The sequence below is a fragment of the Microtetraspora niveoalba genome (assembly GCF_001570405.1).
Taxonomy (GTDB): domain Bacteria; phylum Actinomycetota; class Actinomycetes; order Streptosporangiales; family Streptosporangiaceae; genus Microtetraspora; species Microtetraspora niveoalba.
The window spans coordinates 12,924-31,037 of record NZ_BBYM01000056.1 but is presented as its reverse complement, the minus strand read 5'-3'; the positions used below and the strand labels follow the sequence as shown (position 1 = coordinate 31,037).

Sequence of the window (18,114 nt, the reverse complement as noted above, 5' to 3'; positions counted from 1 at the left end):
ACGAGATCGCGCTCAACATCCTGCTGGCCGCGCTGACGATCGTCTTCCTGGTCGCCACGGCGACGATGCAGCCGCTCGCGATCTACTCGAAGAGCGTCAACCCCGGCATCCCAGACTCCCTGGCGCTGACCGCGGACGGTGTCACCGGAGTGGTGCTGGTCGCGCTGGTGGTGTGCCTGATCCCGACCACGATCGGCGCGCTGCTGTCGGCCATCGGCATCGCGGGCATGGACCGGCTCGTCCAGCGCAACGTGCTCGCGATGAGCGGCCGGGCGGTGGAGGCGGCCGGGGACGTCGACACCCTGCTGCTGGACAAGACCGGCACCATCACGCTGGGCAACCGGCAGGCGTCGGAGTTCGTTCCCGCGAGCGGCGTCAACGCCGAGGAGCTGGCGACCGCGGCCCAGCTCGCCAGCCTCGCCGACGAGACGCCCGAGGGCCGTTCGATCGTCGTGTACGCCAAAGAGGCGTACGGCCTGCGCGAGCGGCGGCCGGGCGAGCTGGCGCAGGCCGAGTGGGCGCCGTTCACCGCCCAGACCCGCATGTCGGGCGTGGACGTGGACGGCCGCCAGGTGCGCAAGGGCGCGGCGACCGCGGTCATGAAGTGGGTGCGGGACGCCGGGGGGCACCCGACCGACGAGGTCGGCCACCTGGTGGACGGGATCTCCGCGTCCGGCGGGACGCCGCTGGTGGTCGGCGAGGTCGCGGACGGCAAGGCGCGGGTCCTCGGCGTGATCCACCTCAAGGACGTGGTCAAGGCCGGCATGCGCGAGCGGTTCGACGAGATGCGCCGGATGGGCATCCGCACCGTCATGATCACGGGTGACAACCCGCTGACGGCCAAGGCGATCGCGGACGAGGCCGGGGTGGACGACTTCCTGGCCGAGGCCACGCCCGAGGACAAGCTCGCGCTGATCAGGCGGGAGCAGGAGGGCGGCCGGCTGGTCGCGATGACGGGCGACGGCACCAACGACGCGCCCGCGCTCGCGCAGGCCGACGTCGGCGTGGCGATGAACACCGGCACGTCCGCCGCGAAGGAGGCCGGCAACATGGTCGATCTCGACTCCAACCCCACCAAGCTCATCGAGATCGTCGAGATCGGCAAGCAACTCCTGATCACACGCGGCGCGCTGACCACGTTCTCGATCGCCAACGACATCGCCAAATATTTCGCGATCATTCCGGCGATCTTCGCGGCGGTCTATCCCGGCCTGGACGTGCTCAACATCATGCGCCTGGCCAGTCCCCAGTCGGCCATCCTGTCGGCGGTCGTCTTCAACGCGATCATCATCGTGGCGCTGATCCCGCTCGCCCTGCGCGGGGTGCGTTACCGGCCGTCCAGCGCGTCGAAGCTGCTGTCGCGCAACCTCTACGTGTACGGCCTCGGCGGCATCGTGACGCCCTTCGCCGGAATCAAGATCATCGACCTGTTCGTCCAGTTCATCCCGGGGATGTCGTGATGGAACGCCTGCCAGGCTGGATCCGCCGGCACATCGCCGCCATCCGCGCGCTGCTCGTGCTGACCGCGGTGCTCGGAGCGGTCTACCCGCTCGCGGTCACCGGGGTCGCCCAGGCGCTCCTCGGCGACCACGCCGACGGCTCCCCCGTCGAGAAGGACGGCACGGTCGTCGGAAGCGCCCTCATCGGGCAGTCGTTCACCACTGCGGACGGCGCGCCGATCAGGAAGTACTTCCAGAGCCGGCCGAGCGCGGCCGGGGACGGCTACGACCCGACGGCGAGCGGCGCGAGCAACCTCGGCCCCGAGGACGTCCTGGACGTGCTCGCCGTGCCGGGGGCGAAGAACGCGCAGGGCGAGCCGGACACCGGGAAGCAGAGCCTGCTCACCCGGGTGTGCGCGCGCAGCCGCGCCGCCGGGGAGCTCGAAGGCGTCAGCGGCGCCCGGCCGTACTGCACGGCCGACGGGGTGGGGGCGGTGCTGAAGGTCTTCCCGGCGGTGGGCGCGCCGACCCGGGTGGTCAGCGCGAACCAGGCGTGCCCGGCCGTCCCGTTCGCGGCCGAGTACCGGGGCGTGAAGGTGGAGTGCGCCCGGCCGGGCGAGGACCTGGCCGCCGGCCGCACCGTCCCCGTCCGGGGCGCGGCGCGGGCCGTGGTCCCGGCGGACGCGGTCACCGCGAGCGGCTCGGGCCTCGACCCGCACATCTCGGTCGCGTACGCCGAGCTCCAGGCGCCCAGGGTCGCCAAGGAGCGGGGCGTCTCCCTGGATCGGGTGAAGCGGCTGATCGCCGACAACACGACCGGGCGGGCCCTCGGCTTCATGGGCGAGCCCGCCGTGAACGTCCTCACGCTCAACCTGGCCCTGGACGCCCCGGACAAGGGCTGACCCAGGCCCCGAGGAGAGGGCGGGCCGACCGCGATCGTCGCGGGCGGCCCGCCTCCGCGTGTCGCACCCCGGCGGTCAGGTGCCGGGCCAGGCGAAGCGGTGGGTGTGGATGCCGAAGTAGGTGAACGCCTCCGCCCGGGTGACCCCGGGGACCCGCTTGATGTGGTCGTTCAGGACGGCGAGCAGCTCGGCGGGCTCCTTGCACACCACCTCCACGAACATGTCGAACGAGCCGGACGTGAGCACCACGTAGATGACCCCGGCCAGCTCGCTGATCCGGTCGGCCACGGTGTGCACGTCGCTCTCGACGCGTACGCCGATGAGCGCCATCACCGGGAGGCCGAGCGCCATCGGGTCGGTCACGCCGACGATCTGGACGACGCCCTCGTCCCGCAGCCGCTGCACCCGCTGGCGTACGGCGGGGGCCGAGAGCCCGGTGGTCTCGGCCAGCGCCGTGTAGGACGCCCGGCCGTCCCGCTGCAGCTCGCGCAGCAGCAGCCGGTCGATCTCGTCGAGGTGCACCCGGCTCATGCCACCAGTTCCGAGACGGCGGACGCGAACACCTCGCGGTGCAGGTCCACGTCGGCCTCGGTCGTGGCCGGGCACATCAGCGCCATGTTGTGGAACGGGGTGAGCAGCACCCCGCGGTTGGCGAGGTAGACGTGCAGGTAGTCGTCCAGGTCGGGGTCGCCGGCCGCGTTGGACTCGCCGCCGGTGCGCGGCGCCGGGCTGGTGAAGCGGTACTCGGCGCGGGCGCCGAGCTGGGTGGCCGACCAGGGGAGCGCGTGCTCGTCGATCACCTCCTGGACGCCCTTGGTGAAGCGGGTGGCCAGCTCGGTCATGGCGGCGAAGGCGTCGTCGGTGAGCACGTGTTCGAGGGTGGCGCGCATGGCGGCGATCGAGAGCGCGTTCCCGGCGAGGGTGCCGCCGACCCCGCCCATGTCGACCAGGTCGAGCCCGCTCATCGCCTCGACGCGGGCGGCCGTCTCGGCGGACAGGCCGTACCCGCCGCTGGGGATGCCGCCCCCGATGGCCTTGCCGATCGTGACGATGTCCGGGTCGAGCCCCCACGCGCCGGTGCAGCCGCCGGGCCCGGCCGAGAACGTGTGCGTCTCGTCGTTGATCAGCAGGGTGCCGTGCCGCCGGGTCAGCTCCCGTACGCCGTCGAGGTAGCCGGACTCGGGCAGCACGATGCCGATGTTGGTGAGGGCGGGCTCCATGAGGACCGCGGCGACGTCGCCGTGCGCCAGCTCGCGCTCCAGCGCGGCCAGGTCGTTGAACTCCACCACCCGTGAGGTCACGGTCGGATCGACGGGGGCGCCGACGTTGCCCTCGCGGGAGACCTGCTCGCCGTCCGGTCCGACCACGATCAGGACCTCGTCCACGCTGCCGTGGTAGCAGTAGCTGTTCACCAGGATCCTGGGCCTGCCGGTGACCGCCCGCGCCAGGCGGATCGCCCAGCGGTTGGCGTCGGTGGCGGTCAGCGAGAAGCTCCAGTACGGCACGCGGAAGCGGCGGCCGAGCTCGGCGCCGACCCAGGTCGCGTCCTCGGTCGGCATCATCACGGTGGCGCCGCCGAGGACCCCGAAGCGTTCGGCGACCGCGTCCACCGTGGCGCGCGGGGAGTGGCCCGCCATGGCGCCGGTGTCGCCGAGGCAGAGGTCCACGTAGGTGTGGCCGTCCACGTCGGTGACCCGGGCGCCCGCGGCCTCGGCGAGGTAGAGCGGGAACCCGGCGGCGGTCTTGTTCATCCAGGTCATGGGCACGCCGCCGAACAGGTGAGCGCGGGCCTGCTCGTACGCGGCGGCGGATCGGGGGTTGCGGTCGCGGAACGTCCGGCGCTCGCGGTCGATCAGGTGGGCGAGACGGGCACGGTCGATCATGGTCACTGCCTTAGAAAACGTCGACTGAACCGTTTCCGGTCTGTGAATCTGAAGTCAACGTACCTTATGGCCTTCGATTCTTCATAGGGGTGCCGCGCGGTCCCAGGCCGGCTCCTCGGCCGGGCCCGCGCCGGCGTCCTCCCCGGGGGCGACGTCGGGTGCGGTGCGCGTCTCCCCGTTCAGCTCCCCGGGGGCGACGTCGAGTGGGGTGCGCGTCTCCCCGTTCAGTGCCCGGAGCGTGCCGCGCAGGCCGTCGGCGATCGCCGCCAGCCCGGCCTCGAACGAGAGGTCGGCGGGCGGGCGTCCGCGCGCCGCCGCCGCCCCGTCGCGGGCGCGTACGGCCGCCGCGAAGGAGGGCGCCTCGGCGGCGAGCGGCCCGGAGTCGAACATGTCGGGCGGGGCCACCATGTCCAGGGCCGAGCCGAGGATGAACGACTCGACCGAGACCATGACCGGGATGATCATCTCGGCGGGCCAGCCCCCGCGTTCCAGCCCGACGACGACCTGCTCGTACATGCGCAGCGTGCGCACGGCGCCGGTGATCGGGAGGGTCGCCAGCAGCGATATGGCGGGCGGGTGCGCGGCGAAGGCGGCGCGGTACCCGTGCGCCCACAGGACCAGCGCCTCGTCCCAGGGCAGCCGGGCGAACATCGAGGCGTCGATCGAGTCGGAGACGAGCTCGCGGACGGCGGCGAGGATGTCGTCCTTCCCGTCCACGTGGTTGTAGAACGAGGAGGGCCGCACGCTGAGCCGCTGGGCCAGCGCGGCCAGCGAGAACCCCTCCGCCCCGGCCTCGTCGATCAGCGCGAGGGCGGCCCTGGCGATGATCTCCCTGCTCAGCACCGGTGTGGCCGGCCGGCCTGCCCGTCTTCCCATTTTCCCGGCCGACCCCTTCCGCTCTGGCCTCCGGACAACTTATCCTTCCGGCACAAAACGAACGACGTTCTTTTTGGATGGCGATGTCGCGCACCCTCTTCCGCAACGGCACGATCTGGACCGGCACCGGAGCCGCCGTCACGGCCCTCACCATCGCGGACGGCCGGATCGAGGCCGTCGGCGCCGAGGCGCTCGCCCGCGCCGGCGCCGCCGACCGGGTCGTCGACCTGGAGGGCGGGCTGCTGCTCCCGGCCTTCGGCGACGGGCACTGCCACCCCGACCACGCCGGGTTCGAGGCGATGGGGCCGCGGATCAGGGATCGCGGCAGCGTGGACGAGATCGTCGAAGAGGTGCGCCGGTACGCGCTCGCGCACCCCGAGGACGAGTGGATCATCGGCGCCAGCTACGACTCGACGCTGGCCCCCGGCGGCCTGTTCGACGCCCGCTGGCTGGACGCCGCCGTGCCGGACCGGCCCGTCGTCCTGCGCGCCTGGGACTACCACACCGTGTGGTGCAACACCGAGGCCATGCGGCGGGCCGGCCTGGACGCCTCCACCCCGGACCCGGCGCGCGGCAGGTTCGCCCGCCGCGCGGACGGCGGGCTCCTCGGGACGATGTACGAATGGGACGCGGTGGACGCGGTCCTGGGCGCCGCGCCCGCCCGCACCACCGAGGACCTGGTGCGGGCGCTGCGCCTCGCCACCGAGACCTACGCCGCGGCCGGGGTCACCTGGATCCAGGACGCGTGGGTCGAGCACGCGACCGTGGACGCGTACGTCGAGGCGGCCCGGCGGGGCCTGCTGGCCACCCGGGTCAACCTCGGCCTGCGCGCCGACCCGGGACGCTGGCGCGACCAGCTCGCCGAGTTCGCCGCCGACCGGGACCGGGTCCGCGCGCTGGGCGACGACCGGCTCACCGCGAACACGGTCAAGTTCTTCGTGGACGGCATCCTGGAGAACCGCACGGCGGCGCTGCTCGCGCCCTACGCCGACGACCCGTGCACGCGCGGCATGCCCGTCTGGCCGTACGAGGAGCTGCTGGAGGCGTTCGCGGCCGTGGACGCGATGGGCCTGCAGGGGCACCTGCACGCGATCGGCGACGCGGGCGTGCGCTCCGCGCTGGACGCGGTCGAACACGTCGCCCGGGTCAACGGACCCCGGGACCGGCGGCCCGTGATCGCGCACGTCCAGCTCCTGGACGAGGCGGACCTGCCGCGCTTCGCCCGGCTCGGCGTGATCGCGAACATCCAGCCGCTGTGGGCGCGCACCGACGCCGCGATGAGCGAGCTGACCTTTCCCAGGATCGGCCCCGAGCGCGCCGGGCGGCAGTACCTCATCGGGTCGCTGCTCCGCGCGGGGGCCGCGGTCGCCTTCGGCAGCGACTGGCCGGTGACCGACCACCGCCCGCTGGCCGGGCTGCCGGTCGCGGTGACCCGTGAGAACACGGAACGGGAGCCGGCCGGCGGCTGGCTGCCCGAGGAGCGGGTCGGCTTCGACGACGCCCTGTCCGCGTACACGGCGGGCGTGGCCCGCCAGGCGTTCGCCGAGGAGGAGCGCGGGCTGCTCGTCCCCGGCATGGTGGCCGACCTGGTCTGGCTGGACGTGGACATCCGCCGCATGGACCCGCACGACGTAGCGCTCCGGACGGCCGTCCGCGGCACGTGGATGGCCGGCACGCGAATCCACCCCCCTTCCCGACAGGAGTAGCCCTCCATGAAAGAGTCCGCCCCCACCGAGCCCGCAGCCCACGGGACCGGGCAGCCCGGGCTGAAGCGGGTCCTGGGCGTCCCGGGCCTGACGCTGTTCGGCCTGACCTACCTCGCCCCGGTGGCCGTCTTCACGACGTACGGCGCCGTCACCCAGGTCACCGGGGGGCACCTGCCGGCCGCGTACGTGGTCGCGCTCGTGGTCATGCTGTTCACCGCGTTCAGCTACGGCCGGATGGCGAGGGCGTACCCGACCGCCGGATCGGCCTACACCTACACGCAGCAGACCTTCGGCGGGCACGTCGGCTTCCTGACCGGGTGGACGCTGATGCTCGACTACCTCTTCCTCCCAATGATCAACTTCCTGCTCATCGGGATCTATCTGAACAGCCAGTTCCCGGCCGTGCCGCAGTGGGCGTTCACGCTGGCCGCGCTGCTCGTGGTGTTCGGGCTCAACGTCCTCGGCATCACCGTGATGAGCCGGATCAACGTCCTGGTCGTCGGCGTCTCCGTGGTGCTGATCCTGGTGTTCGTCGCCCTCGCGCTCAAGCACCTGTCGGGCCACCCGTCCCCGGCGCCCTTCGCGGCTTTCACGCCCGGCCAGGGCGTGTTCGCCGGCGCGGCCATCCTGGCGCTGAGCTTCCTCGGGTTCGACGCCGTCTCCACGCTGTCGGAGGAGGCCAGGAACCCGCGCCGCGACATCCCGCGCGCCGTCGTGCTGACCACGCTGATCGGCGGCCTGCTGTTCGTCCTGGTCGCCTGGATGGGCTCCCTGGCCCACCCCGGTCACGACTTCGCCGACCCCGACACCGCCGGGGTGGACATCATGGCGGCGCTGGGCGGCGCCGCGTTCGAGACGATCTTCGTCGGCATCTACGTGATCGGCGCCTTCGGGTCGGCGATGACGACGCAGGCGAGCGTCTCCCGGATCCTGTACTCGATGGGACGGGACGGCGTGCTGCCCAGGCGCGCGTTCAGCCTGCTGCACCCGCGCTTCAAGTCGCCGGTCTTCGCGGTGGCCGTCGTGTCCGCGGTGTCGCTGGTCGCGCTCTTCATCAGCCTGGACAACGCGGTGGTCATGGTGAACTTCGGCGCGCTGATCGCCTTCTCGATGGTGAACCTCACCGTGATCAAGCACTACCTGGTGGACGGGCGGCGCAGGTCGGCGGGCGACCTGTTCCGGTACGGCCTGCTGCCCCTGGTGGGCTTCGCCCTGACGGTCTGGCTGTGGACGAGCCTGTCGGGGGTGACGTTCCAGGTCGGGCTGGCGTGGATGGCGGCCGGCCTGGTCTACCTGATGGTGCTCACCCGGTTCTTCCGCCGCAGGCCGCCGGTGATGACCTTCTCCGACGCCGACCCCGCCGCCGTCTGATCCGTTCGATCCCTTCGGAAGGCGGGACGGCCCGGCCACCGACGTCGGTGGCCGGGCCGTCCGTTGACCCGGGAGTTCCGGGGCGTCCGGGGCTTCCGGGACGGCCGCCGTCAGGCGGTCATCGCGACCAGGATCCGGCGGGCGCCGGTGAAGGGCTCCCGGCCGTGGGCGCACAACATGTTGTCGATGACCATCAGGTCGCCCTCGCGCCACGGGAACCCGTACGAGGTCTCGTCGTAGGCGGCCTTGACGGCGGCGAGGTCGGCGGCCGAGATGGGCGAGCCGTCGGCGAAGTACGCGTTCCTGGGCAGGTCCTCCTCGCCGTACAGGGTCAGGAGGGCCTCGCGGACCTCCTCGTCCAGGCTGCTCACGTGGAACAGGTTCGCCTGGTTGAACCAGACCGGCTCCCCGGTGTGCGGCTCGGTCTGCCAGGACGGGCGGTGGTGCCGGGTGCGCAGCCCGTCGTCGGTCCACTCGTACGCCAGCCCGTGCCCGGCGCAGTACCGCTCGACCACGGCGGGGTCGTCGGTCTGGAACGACTCCTGCCAGGACAGGCCGAGCCCCTCGCGGAACGCCCTGGCGTACACGACGCCGGCCGCGAACCGCTCCCGCACCTCCTCGGGGATCGCGCGGTACACCGCGCGGCTGTTCGCGATCGGGGTCGCCCCGCCGGTCGCCGCCGCGGTCTCGCAGAAGAAGAACAGGTGCCCGGGCCAGGTGTCCGAGTACGAGTTCTCGTTGTGCATCGGGAGCGGCTGGTCGGCCGGGTACTCCGTGGACGTGTAGATCGACTCGGTGACCGAGGTGCGCGGGGTCGAGCGCTCGGTGTAGGGCAGCGGCTCGCCCCCGATCACCCGGACGATCCGGTCGAACAGGTCGAGGTCGACCGGCAGGCCGCGGAGCAGCACCGCCCCGTGCTCGGCGAGCGCGGCCCGCAGCCCGTCACGGTTGGCCGTCACCCAGTCGAGGTGGCCCGTCGTCTCCGGGCCCAGGGCGTACACCGCGATGGACGTGTGCTCGTTGCCCTCGACGCGCCCGGTCACCGGGCCCGTGGGGATGACATCCGTCATTTTGCGCTGGATCCTTTCACGAGGCTCAGGCGACGTTGCCTTTCCTGCATGCCGACCAGGTCGTCGGGCAGCGAGTCCGGCACCTCGGTGTCGAACCGCCGCAGCAGCCGGATGCCGGAGGCGCAGGCGGTGACCGCGGCCATCATCAGCGCGAAGACGATGTAGGTGAGGCCGATGCCCCGCGTCTCGCCCACGCCGATGACCGCGCCGACCGTGCCGGCGAGCGCCCCGTCCGGCCGGAGCAGGGGATTGAACAGGGAGGTGGCCACCGGTGCCAGCACGGCGAACCCGATCGGCAGGGTGGACCACGAGAGGGCCTGGTTGAGCGAGAGCACCCGCCCGTGGAACCGCTGCGGCACCTTGACCTGGACCAGCGTCACGTAGATGCCCTGCGAGATCGACATCGACATGGCCAGGACGAAGATGCCGGTGATGACCACGGCCAGGGACGGCCGCAGGCCCATCACGAGGCAGCCGACGGCCATGCCGAGGTTGCCCAGGAAGACGCCGACCATCCGGCGCTTGCGCGGGCCGCCCCACAGGGCCATCACGATGCCGCCCGCGACCGCGCCGAGCGCCTCGGCCACCGACACCTGGGCGACCTGGCCCACCTCGCCGAAGGAGAGCGTCAGCGGGACGGTGAGCACCAGGGCCGGGCCCAGGAAGATGTTCGCGACCGCGAAGTAGATGACCATGGCACGGAAGCCGCGCATCTGCCAGGAGAACCGCAGGCCCTCGGCGATCGAGGTCAGCAGCGGCTCCTTGCGGCGGAACCCGAGCGTGTCCGGGAACCGGATCACCAGCAGCACCGCGAGGGCGAACACGTAGCTCGCCATGTCGATCGCGAGGATGCCGGGCAGGCCGATCGCGACGTACAGACCGGCGCCCATCAGGGGCGCGAACAACATCGCGAAGCCGTTGGTGAGCTGCGCGAGGCCGATCGCGTGCCCCAGGTAGCGCTTGGGCACGAGCTGCGGCACCGCCGTCTGGAAGGCCAGCCGCTGGTACGTGCCCGCCATCGAGTTGATCGGCAGCAGCACGTAGATGACCCACAGGTCCAGCCGCCCGGCCCACAGCAGCAGCGCGATGGTGAGCTGGACCACGCCCGCGACGCCGCTCGCCGTGATCATGACGCGCCGCCGGTCGAACCGGTCGATGAGCGGCCCGGCGATCGGCATCATCGCCACGCCGCAGATCAGCGTCAGCGCCCACAGCAGGCCGAGGTCGGTCACCGACCCCGTACGGTCGAACAGCCACACCGGCACCGCGAAGCCGGTCAGCGCCGACCCGGTCGCCGAGATGAGCTGGCCGATCGCGACGCTGAGGAACCGGCGGTTGCTCGGCTGCACCTTCGGCTTCTCCTCGGCCGTCCCGGGCTCGGGCGGGTAGTGCGTGTCGTGCACCGCCCACGCCGCGTCCGGGCCCTTCGCGGCCACGCCGTACTCGGAGGTGTCGCGCCGGGCCATCGCCGGGTGGACCTTGGTGACGATCTCGGCCAGTTCCTCCGAGCGGTGCTTGAGGAAGAAGTGGCCGGCCTGGTCGAGCACCACCAGCCCGGTGGTGTCGGTGAGGAACTCCCACTCCCGGTACCGCTCGGTGTAGTAGTCGGTGACCGGGTCCTCCGAGCCGACGACCGAGATGATCGGGGCGGACATCGGCTCCGGGTTCCGGTCGAGCAGCGTGGTGAAGTACTCCTCCGACGCCCGGGAGTCGGCCCGCATGTTCGCGATGATCCGGTCGGCCTGCTCCGGGTCCAGCTCGTCGGTGTCGACGCCCATGCCCTTGAGCCAGTTGGCGTACTCGCGGTTGCTGCGCAGCTTCTCCAGCCGGGCGCGCACGGTGCCGACGAGGCCCTTGAGCCGGGCGAACGGGAACATCGCGCCGATGTAGACCGCGTCCACGTCGCGGCCCTCCTCGGTCAGCTTGCGCGCCACGCCGACCGCGATCGCGCTGCCGACGCCGCAGTGGCCGTAGAGGACCAGGGGGCCCTCCACCCGCTCCCCGATCTCCGCGGTGATCCGGTCAACCAGCTCGTGGAACGGCACCGCCTCCTCGTTCAGCCCCACGTCGTGGCCGGGGATGGCCACCGAGTACAGCGCGTGCCCGGCGGGCAGCGCGTCGGCGAGCGGCTGGTAGACGATCGCGCTGCCCCCGCCGTACGGCACGCAGACGTACGACAGGGTCCGCTTCGCGCCCTTCGGGGTCAGCTCGTACAGCAGCGGCTGCGGGCCGGCGGCCGCGTCGGTCCCGGCGTCGATGAAGGCGGCCAGCTCCCGGATGGTGCGGTTCTGGAACAGGTCCATCACGCCGACCGGGCGGCCGGTGCCGTCCGACGCCTTGCGGATGCGGGCCACGACCTGGGTGGCGAGCAGCGAGTGGCCGCCCGAGTCGAAGAAGTCGTCGTGGACGCCGATGCGCTCCACGCCGAGCACCTCGGTCCAGATCCCGGCGAGCATCCGCTCGGTGGCGGTCTCCGGCTCGACCAGCTCGGCGGAGGCGTCGCGGGTCGCCTGCGGGGCGGGCAGCGCCTTGCGGTCGAGCTTGCCGTTGGGCGACAGCGGCAGCGCGTCCAGCGTGACGAACGCCGTCGGCACCATGTAGTCGGGCAGGCCCTGCTTGAGCGCGGCCCGCAGCTCGGTGACGTCGATCTCCGCCTCGCCGGCCGGGGTCAGGTAGGCGACCAGCCGCTTGTCCCCGGGGGTGTCCTCGCGGACGATCACGACCGCGTCGGCGACCTCGTCGCGGTCGCGCAGCGCCGTCTCGATCTCGCCGAGCTCGATGCGCAGGCCGCGCAGCTTCACCTGGTGGTCGATGCGGCCGAGGAACTCAAGGTTCCCGTCGGCGCGCCAGCGCGCCAGGTCGCCCGTGCGGTACAGCCTGCCGCCCAGCTCGGGTCCGAACGGGTCGGGGACGAACCGCTCCGCGGTGAGCGCCGGTCGGCGGTGGTAGCCCCTGGCCACGCCGACGCCGCCGATGTGCAGCTCGCCCGGAACGCCGATCGGGGCCGGGTTCCCCCGCCCGTCCAGGACGTACAGGCGGATGTTGTCGATCGGCGCGCCGATCGGCAGGGTGACCGCGCCCTCCAGGGCCTCGGGACGGCAGTGCCAGAAGGTGACGTCGATCGCCGCCTCGGTGGGGCCGTACAGGTTGTGCAGCTCGCAGCCCGGGAGCACGGAGGTGAACGTGGCCGCGGTGGCCACCGGCAGCTCCTCGCCGCTGCAGATCACCCGGCGCAACGCGGTGCAGCCCTTCGCCGCCTCCTCGTCGTCGGCGAGGAACACCCCCAGCATCGACGGGACGAAGTGGGCGGTGGTCACGCCCTCGGCGATGAGCAGTTCGCGCAGGTACGCCGCGTCCTTGTGGCCGCCCGGCTTGGCGAGCACCAGCCGCGCGCCGGTGAGCAGCGGCCAGAAGAACTCCCACACCGACACGTCGAACCCGGCGGGCGTCTTCTGCAGCACGACGTCGTCGCCGCCGAGCCGGTACGCCCGCTGCATCCAGCGGAGCCGGTTCACGATGCCGCGATGGGTGTTCGGCACACCCTTGGGGCGGCCGGTCGAGCCCGAGGTGTAGATGACGTACGCCGCGTTGCCGGGGGTGACCGGGGACTCGGGGGCGCTACCGGACGGGCCGCCGGACGCGCCGGTCCACTCGGCGGCGTCGTCCAGGTCGAGGACGACCGCGTCGGTGGCCGGGACGGTCTCCTTCAGGTGCCCCTGGGTCAGCACCACCGGCGCCCGCGCGTCCTCGATCATGAACGTCAGCCGGTCGGCCGGGTACTCGGGGTCGAGCGGCAGGTAGGCGGCGCCCGCCTTGAGAACGCCCAGCAGCGCCACCACCAGCTCGGCCGAGCGTTCGGCGAAGACGCCGACCAGCGTCTCGGGCCCCGCGCCCAGCTCGCGCAGCCGGCCCGCCACCCGGTTCGCCCGCTCGTCCAGCTCCGCGTACGTCAGGTGGCGGCCCTCGAAGGTCACCGCGACGGCGTCCGGGGTGCGGGCGACCTGCTCCTCGATCAGCCCGTGCAGCGTCGCCGCCTCGCCCAGCTCGGCGGCGGTGTCGTTCCACCCGTCCACCAGCAGCGTCTGCTCGGCGGCGTCCAGCATCGGCAGCTCGGACACCCGGCGGGCCGGGTCGTCCGTGACGGACCGCAGCAGGGTGACGAACCGCGTCGCCATCCGCGCCACGGTCGCCTCGTCGAACAGCGCCGTGTTGTAGACGAACTTGACGATCAGGCCGTCCCGCACCTCGATGACGTGCAGCTCGATGTCGAAGCGGGTGGCCCGCAGGTCCATCGGCAGCCACTCGATGCGCAGGTCCGACTCGCCCGCCTCCGCGATGCGGCCCATCTGGTAGTTCTGCAGCGCGAACATCGCCTGGAACACCGGTGACCGGCTGACGTCGCGCGGCACGCCGAGCGCGTTGACGAGCTGCTCGAACGGGACCTCCGCGTGGTCGAAGGCGTCCAGGACGCCGACCCGGGTGCGTTCCAGCAGCTCGTCGAACGTGGGGTCGTCCTCCAGCCGGGCGCGCATCGGCAGCATGTTGACGAACATGCCGACGACGTTCTCCAGCTCGGCGAGCGACCGGCCCGCCGACGAGGAGCCGACCGCGAAGTCGCCCTGGCCCGAGTGCCGCGACAGCAGCACCTGGTAGGCGGCGAGCAGCGTCATGAACAGCGTCGTGCCGCGCTCTCTGCACAGCCGGTTGACGGCCCCGGCCAGCTCGGCGTCCACCTGCGTGATGTGCCAGTCGCCGTCGAACACCTGCGTCGCCGGGCGCGGCCGGTCGGCGGGCAGCTCCAGGGCGGGCACGCCGGCGAGGCGCTCGCTCCAGAACTCCAGGTGCCGCTCCAGCTCCGGCCCCGTCTGGGTCTGCCTCTGCCAGTGCGCGAAGTCGCCGTACGAGATCGGCAGCGCGGGCAGCGCGACGTCGGCGCCGGCCCGGCCCGCGTGGTAGGCGGCGGCGAGGTCGCGCAGCAGCAGGTCCACCGACCAGCCGTCGCTCACGATGTGGTGCGTGGTGACCAGCAGCCGGTGGTCGTCGTCGGCCAGCGTGACCAGCAGGGCCCGCAGCAGCGGCCCCTCGGTCAGGTCGAACGGCTCGGCGGCCGCCTCGTCGATCAGCGCCTGGGCGGCCTCCTCGCCGTCCGCCGTGACGACGCGCAGCGGCACCGCGACGCCCGGCCCGTCCGCGGGCTCGATCCGGACCGTGGGCCGTCCGTCGGAGTCGGCGGGGAACCGCATGCGCAGCGCCTCGTGCCGGACGGGCAGCGTCCGCAGCGCCCGCTCCAGCAGGTCGAGGTCCACCTCGCCGGTGAGGCGCATCGGGAACGGGATGTTGTACTGGCTGGTGCCCGGAGCGAACTGCTCCATGAACCAGACCCGCTCCTGCTGGTACGACAGCGGCGGGGCCGCGCCCTCCGGCCGGGGCCGCACCGTGGTCGCGGGAGCGGCGGCGGCCCCGGCGGCGCGCCGCCGGAGCCGCTGCTCCAGCAGGGCCCTGCGTGCCGCGGCCGAATCCGCCGGGGGAGCGGCCGGGGGTGTCTGTGGTGGTGTCTGGGGTGGCGTCGTCATGACGTGCCGCCGCCTTCCGATGTGAGCATCCGCTCGACGTCCTCGTCGCTGAGCTGGTCGAGGTCCTCGGTCAGCCGCCGCTCGATCTCGGCCGCGAGGTCCGCGACGGTGGTGTAGGAGAACAGGCCGCGCACCGGGATGTCGATCTCGACCTGGTTGCGGATCCGGGCGATGGCCCGGATCGCCAGCAGGGAGTTGCCGCCGAGGTCGAAGAAGTCGTCGGTGGCCCCGACCTTCTCCACGCCGAGGAGCTCGGCGAAGACCTCGGCCACCAGCTCCTCCGCCGCCGTGCGCGGCTCGACGTACTCGTTCTCCCCGACGCCGGCGGGTGCGGGCAGCGCGGCGTGGTCGAGCTTGCCGTTGGCGGTCAGCGGCAGCGCGTCGAGCACCACGTACGCCGACGGCACCATGTGCGCGGGCAGGGTGGCGGCGAGCGCGTCGTTCAGCGCCGCGAGGTCGAGCCCTCCGGCAGCCGGGTCGGCGACCACGTAGGCGACGAGCCGCCTGCCCTCGGCGGTGTCCTCGCGCACGCCGACGGCGGCGTCCCGGACGCCGGGCCGCGCGCGCAGCGCAGCCTCGATCTCGCCCGGCTCGATGCGGTACCCGTGGAGCTTGATCTGGTCGTCGGCGCGGCCGACGAACTCCAGGATCCCGTCGGCCCGGCGGCGCGCCAGGTCGCCGGTGCGGTACATCCTCCGCCCCGGCGGCCCGAACGGGCACGGGACGAACGCGGCGGCGGTCGCGCCGGGCCGGTTCAGATAGCCGCGGCTCACCTGCGGGCCGGCGACGTACAGCTCGCCGACCACGCCGGTGGGCACCGGCCGCAATCCGGCGTCCAGCACGTACGCGGCGACGCCGGGGGCCGGGCGGCCGATCGGCACCGAGCCCGCCCGGTCGACCGGGAGCGCCGCTCCCGGCACCACCCGCTCCAGCACGCAGCCGACGGTGGCCTCGGTCGGGCCGTACTCGTTGACGACGGCGACGCCGGGGTGCCGCTCCCGGAAGGCGGCGACCGCGTCGGCGGGCAGCGCCTCGCCGCCCAGCAGCACGTCGGCCTCGGGGGCGACCCGGTCGGGCAGCGCGGCGAGCAGCGCCAGGTGGCTGGGCGTGACCTTGAGGAACGTGGCCGGACCCGTCGAAGCGTCTTCCGGCTCGTCGTCGAGGGCGGCGAGGCGTACCGACCCGCCGACCGTCAGTGGCCCGAACAGGCCGGTCACGGTCAGGTCGAAGGAGATCGGGGAGTGCAGCAGCGCCTGCCCGGCCAGGCCGGGATAGGTCTCGCCCGCCCACGCGAGGTAGGCGGCCACCGAGCCGTGCTCGACCACGACGCCCTTGGGGGTGCCGGTCGAGCCCGAGGTGTAGATGACGTACGCGACGTTCCCCGGGGCCGCCTGGGCCGGGCCGCCCGGGCCGCCGTCCGACTCGGCGCCCGAGCCGCCCGCCGGCCACTCGGCCGGGTCGTCCACGGCGAGCACGAGCGGCGCCGCGTCCCCTGCCGCGTCCCCTGCCGTGTCCCCCGCTGTGTCTCCGGAGGCGTTCCCGACGGCGTTCCGCACCGCGCCTCCGAGGGCGTTCCGCACCGTGTCGAGCAGGTGCCGCCGGGTGAGCACCAGCGCGGCGCGCGAGTCGCCCAGCATGTACGCCACCCGGTCGGCCGGATAGGCCGGGTCCACCGGGACGTAACCCGCCCCGGCCTTCCACACGCCGAGCAGCGCGGGCAGCAGCTCCGGGCAGGGCTCCGCGCACACCGCGACCAGCGACTCGGGGCCGACACCCTCCCGGCGCAGCCGTTCGGCCACGCGGCCGGCCGCCTCGTCCAGCTCCGCGTACGTCAGCCGCCGGTCGCCGGCGACCACCGCGAGCGCGTCCGGGGTGCGCGCGACCTGCTCCTCCACCATGCGCAGCGCCGTCACGCCGCGCGGCTCGCGCGGCTCGCCGGTGCTCGCCTCCAGCAGCGCGGCGCGCTCCGCCCCGTCCACGAGCGGCAGGTCGCCGATCGCGGTCGCGGGATCGGCCACCCCGGCCTCCAGGACGCGCAGGTAGCGCGCCACGAACGCCTCGGCCGTCTCCCGGTCGAACAGGTCGGTCCGGTACAGCAGGCGGCTGGTGCCGGTGGTCAGGTCGAACGCGAGGTCGTCCTTCGAGGTCGTGTACGGGATCGGCTCGATGCCCGAGTCGGGGATGTAGTTGAAGCCGATCTGGTAGAGCGGCTGCGTCCCCGGGTCCCGCTGCGGCGCGACCGCCTCCACGACCGCCTGGAACGGCACCTGGCCGTTCTCCATCGCGTCGAGCAGCGTGCAGCGCACCCGGCCGAGCAGGTCGGCGAACGACGGGTCGCCGGAGGCGTCCACCCGCACCACGAGCTGGTTGACGAACATGCCGATCAGCCCGCCGACCTCGGGCAGCTCACGGCCGCTCATGGTCACGCCGATCACCGTGTCGTCCTCGCCGGACAGCCGCGACAGCAGGGCGACGTACGCCGCGAGGAACACCATGAACGGCGTCGCCCCCGAACGGCGTCCCAGCCCGGTCGCCCGCTCCCGCAGCCCCTCGGGGACCGCGAAGCGGACCTCGTCACCGGCGTAGCCGAGACGCGCCGGGCGGGGCCGGTCGGTGGGGAGGGCGTGGACGCCGGGCAGCCCGGCCAGCCGCTCGCGCCAGTAGTCCACCTGCCCGGCCGCCGCGCCGGCGACCCGGTCCCGCTGCCAGGCCGCGTAGTCGGCGTACTGGATCGGCAGCTCGGGCAGCCCGGCGGACACGGCCAGCCGCGCCGGGTCGACCGGCGCGGACTCCCCGGCGGCCGCCGCGGCGGCGCAGAGCCGGGACACCTCCTTCTGGAGGACGACGGCCGAGGTGGCGTCGAACACGGCGTGGTGGATCACGAAGCAGGCCACCCAGCGGGCGTCCTCGGTCCGGACCGCCGTCACCCGCCACATCGGCGCGCGGTCGGTGGGGATCGCCTCCCGGTTGGCCGCGAGGAAGAGGTCGAGCGTCCGGGCGGTGCGCTCCTCGGACGGGACCCCCCGCAGGTCGTGCACCCGCACGTCGGGCTCGATCTCCGCGTGCACGACCTGGCGCAGGGCGCCGTCCACGATCCTGAGGGAGGTGCGCAGCACCTCGTGCCGGGTCGCGAGGGCCGTCAGCGCCGCGACGATCGTGTCCGCCTCGACGGCGTACGGGATCTCGAACGGGCACGGCAGGTTGAACACCGGGGAGCCCGGGTCCATCTGGTCGGCCAGCCAGATGCGCTCCTGGCCGAAGGAGGCGGGAGCCTCCCATTCCTTGGCGGTCACC

10 protein-coding genes are annotated in these 18,114 nt (G+C 73.1%); 4 read left to right on the top strand and 6 right to left on the bottom strand.

Translation table 11 applies throughout. From position 1 onward, the window contains the following. Both kdpB and AWQ70_RS35780 read left to right on the top strand, forming a co-directional pair. The coding region (gene kdpB / locus AWQ70_RS35785) for a potassium-transporting ATPase subunit KdpB (RefSeq protein WP_245647309.1) at positions 1–1,460 on the top strand (1,460 nt) is incomplete at its 5' end. Then, positions 1,460–2,341 (top strand): potassium-transporting ATPase subunit C, encoded by an 882-nt coding sequence (locus tag AWQ70_RS35780; RefSeq protein WP_067186426.1) that lies wholly within the window; start codon positions 1,460–1,462, stop codon positions 2,339–2,341. The genes kdpB and AWQ70_RS35780, both read left to right, overlap by 1 nt. Before the next feature lie 75 nt (positions 2,342–2,416). Here the strand turns inward: AWQ70_RS35780 and AWQ70_RS35775 are convergent, their stop codons facing one another. The 3 genes from AWQ70_RS35775 to AWQ70_RS35765 all read right to left on the bottom strand — a co-directional run bounded on the left by AWQ70_RS35775 (position 2,417) and on the right by AWQ70_RS35765 (position 5,100). Beyond that, positions 2,417–2,872, bottom strand: coding sequence for an Lrp/AsnC family transcriptional regulator (locus AWQ70_RS35775; RefSeq protein WP_067186425.1), 456 nt, complete (start codon positions 2,870–2,872; stop codon positions 2,417–2,419). After that, positions 2,869–4,224, bottom strand: coding sequence for a transaminase (locus AWQ70_RS35770; RefSeq protein WP_084518183.1), 1,356 nt, complete (start codon positions 4,222–4,224; stop codon positions 2,869–2,871). The genes AWQ70_RS35775 and AWQ70_RS35770 overlap by 4 nt, the downstream gene beginning before the upstream one ends. A gap of 81 nt (positions 4,225–4,305) precedes the next feature. Beyond that, on the bottom strand, positions 4,306–5,100 hold the full coding sequence (locus AWQ70_RS35765; protein ID WP_084518180.1) for a TetR/AcrR family transcriptional regulator: 795 nt from the start codon (positions 5,098–5,100) through the stop codon (positions 4,306–4,308). Between the two features lie 83 nt (positions 5,101–5,183). Here AWQ70_RS35765 and AWQ70_RS35760 point away from each other — a divergent pair, with 83 nt between their 5' ends. Both AWQ70_RS35760 and AWQ70_RS35755 read left to right on the top strand, forming a co-directional pair. Beyond that, positions 5,184–6,806, top strand: a complete 1,623-nt coding sequence (locus AWQ70_RS35760; RefSeq protein ID WP_067186438.1) for an amidohydrolase — start codon at positions 5,184–5,186, stop codon at positions 6,804–6,806. A gap of 6 nt (positions 6,807–6,812) precedes the next feature. Further along, positions 6,813–8,177, top strand: a complete 1,365-nt coding sequence (locus tag AWQ70_RS35755; protein ID WP_067186419.1) for an APC family permease — start codon at positions 6,813–6,815, stop codon at positions 8,175–8,177. A 110-nt stretch (positions 8,178–8,287) separates the two neighbouring features. On the opposite strand, the gene AWQ70_RS35750 is transcribed toward AWQ70_RS35755, so the two are convergent. The 3 genes from AWQ70_RS35750 to AWQ70_RS35740 are packed head-to-tail and all read right to left on the bottom strand — an operon-like array spanning position 8,288 to position 18,113. Further along, on the bottom strand, positions 8,288–9,247 hold the full coding sequence (locus tag AWQ70_RS35750; protein ID WP_067186416.1) for a TauD/TfdA family dioxygenase: 960 nt from the start codon (positions 9,245–9,247) through the stop codon (positions 8,288–8,290). Then, the gene (locus AWQ70_RS35745) at positions 9,244–14,820 is read right to left on the bottom strand and encodes a non-ribosomal peptide synthetase/MFS transporter (RefSeq protein WP_084518179.1); all 5,577 of its coding nucleotides are present in this window, start codon (positions 14,818–14,820) and stop codon (positions 9,244–9,246) included. The genes AWQ70_RS35750 and AWQ70_RS35745 overlap by 4 nt, the downstream gene beginning before the upstream one ends. Further along, entirely contained in the window at positions 14,817–18,113 is a 3,297-nt protein-coding gene (locus tag AWQ70_RS35740; RefSeq protein ID WP_067186434.1) for a non-ribosomal peptide synthetase, read from the bottom strand. Before AWQ70_RS35740 ends, AWQ70_RS35745 begins: the two co-directional genes overlap by 4 nt. Position 18,114: the final 1 nt, after the last annotated feature.